This is a genomic window from Rhodovulum euryhalinum, from assembly GCF_004342445.1.
Taxonomy (GTDB): Bacteria; Pseudomonadota; Alphaproteobacteria; order Rhodobacterales; family Rhodobacteraceae; genus Rhodovulum; species Rhodovulum euryhalinum.
Window position 1 is genome coordinate 1 of record NZ_SLWW01000036.1, and the last position, 2130, is coordinate 2130.

Sequence of the window (2130 nt, forward strand, 5' to 3'; positions counted from 1 at the left end):
CGGTAACGGGCGGGCTTGGGCTTGCTCATGCCACCCGTCTAACCGCATGGATTCGTGATGTGAATCCTTCACGGCGAGAGTTCTGCAACAATGCCGAAAATCTCTCGAATGGGCGGTGATGATCGAGTTGGGTCCTTCGCGCTAGACGAAGGGTTCGACCTTGGTCTCAATGTACTCGGCTATGACGGCCAGAACCGACACCGCATCAGGCCCGCCGGACTCTGGGGCGGAGTGATTTGAGAAGGCAGGAGGGCGCGATATCGGGCGGGTGGAGGTTTCGCGCCCTTGCTCGACTCGGGATTGCGCTGCAGTATTCGGTCTCAACATAATTGCGACGGGTTTCTGTCGGGGGCCGGAGGTGAAAAATCCTGGGCTTCGGCTTTGCGGGCGATGGGATGCCCATCGAATGGGGGGATCGACATGGGGCACTTCGCGCTGCGTCCGGACGCGTGGGGGCGGTCCGGCAGGTCCCGCGCCCCGCGAGCGGCGCCCGGCCGCAGGGCGCGCCGCGGGGCCATGGCGGCGCTGGCGGTCTGTGTCATTGCCGGGAGCGCCCATGGGCAGGATCGCCCATCCACGATCCTGCACAACGAAAATGGCCTGACACTGCGCTGGCATCTGCAGGCCGCAATCTACGCAGTCAGCGAGACCAATCTGTTCTGGGATCTGGCCGCCACGACAAGCCCCGGGTCCGGGTTCGACCCCGATACCAACTGGCTGGAAAGCTATATCAAGCCTGGCCTCAGCTTCGAGTACCAGCTCGACACCGGCGCGATGGTCTACGGCAAGCTGTCCGCGGTAGCGTCCTATACTTGGGGAACGGATGCCTTCGACACGGGCGATACCGGTGCCACGACGCTGGAAGAGGCCTATCTTGCCATCCGCGGCGACTTGGGCGGCGGCCTGTCCTATGACCTGTCGCTGGGGCCGCGCGAATTGACGCTCGGGACGGGCATGCTGATTGCCAACGGCGCGACCAGCGGGTTCGAGCGGGGTGCGCTGAAGCTCGGGCCGCGCAAGGCTTGGGAAATGGCCGCGATCGGGCATCTGTCCTATGGGAACGTGACCGGGACGGCATTTTACCTCGACCCGAACGAGTTGCCCTCCACCGACGGAAATAACGAATTGGCGGGGGTCGATCTGCGCTATGACGATCCGCGCGGTGGCTATCTGGGCGCGACATTCGTGGATGTTCTCAAGTCCAACTCGTCCTACCCGCAAGCCGCCCCGGGCGGGGTCGGCGCCCCGACGGTGACGCCGGGCGCGCGGGAGGGAACCCGGACCCTTGGGATCTACGGCAAGACAAACCCGTTCGAGGGCGCTTTGGAAAACTGGGCCTTTACCGGTGAGGTCGCCCTTCAAAGGAACGACAGGATCGACCTGGAGGCCTGGGGCGGCCGCGTGACCGCCGGGTATACCTTCGCGGATCTGCCCCCTGGTCGCCGAGCCTCACCTTGGGCTACCAGACCTTTTCTGGCGACGACCCGGACACGACGAAGCTCGAAAGGTTCGACCCGCTCTATTACCAGGGCAGCCCGAGCGCCTGGGCCACGGGATCGAAATCCGCCTCGACCTTCATCAATTCGAACGTGAACGCGCTGACTGCTGCGCTCCGCGTCCAGCCGACGCAGGCCGACACCTGGACGCTGCGATATGCGCATGTCTGGGCGAACGAGTTGAACAGCCCCGTTCAGTTCGGCCAGGCGACCCGTGTCGATGTGAACGGAAACGTGGTCTCGGGCGTTAACGACGCGCATCTCGCCGACGACCTGTTTCTTGAATACAGCCGGATCATCAATCGCAACACGTTCCTGACCGCCGGTGTCTCGGTCTCTTTCCCGGGCGCAGGGATCGACAATGTTGTCGGCGGGAGCGCAGATCCATGGACGGGAGGGTTCATCAATGTCGTTGTCAATTTCTAGAGCGCTCGCTTGGGGGGCGGGGCTGGCGTTCGTGCTCGGGTCTGCGCCCCTGGCCCAAGCGCAATCCGCTCCGCTGTCGGCCCAAGAGTCCGACCCCCGCGTTTTGGGCTGGATGGGCGTTGTTGCATAAAGGTGGCTTGAGGCATGACTTCCCCTTGCCCCTTCCGGTTCAGGCCACGCGGACGATCTCGGCGGTGCCGAGGGCATT

The 2130-nt window shown here is 64.0% G+C and carries 1 protein-coding gene; it reads left to right on the top strand.

Annotated elements, in window-relative coordinates; all coding sequences use genetic code 11:
• Window positions 1-1454 precede the first annotated feature (1454 nt).
• Complete coding sequence (locus EV655_RS18975) at window positions 1455-1922, top strand: hypothetical protein (protein ID WP_243645156.1); 468 nt, start codon at window positions 1455-1457, stop codon at window positions 1920-1922.
• Window positions 1923-2130 lie beyond the last annotated feature (208 nt).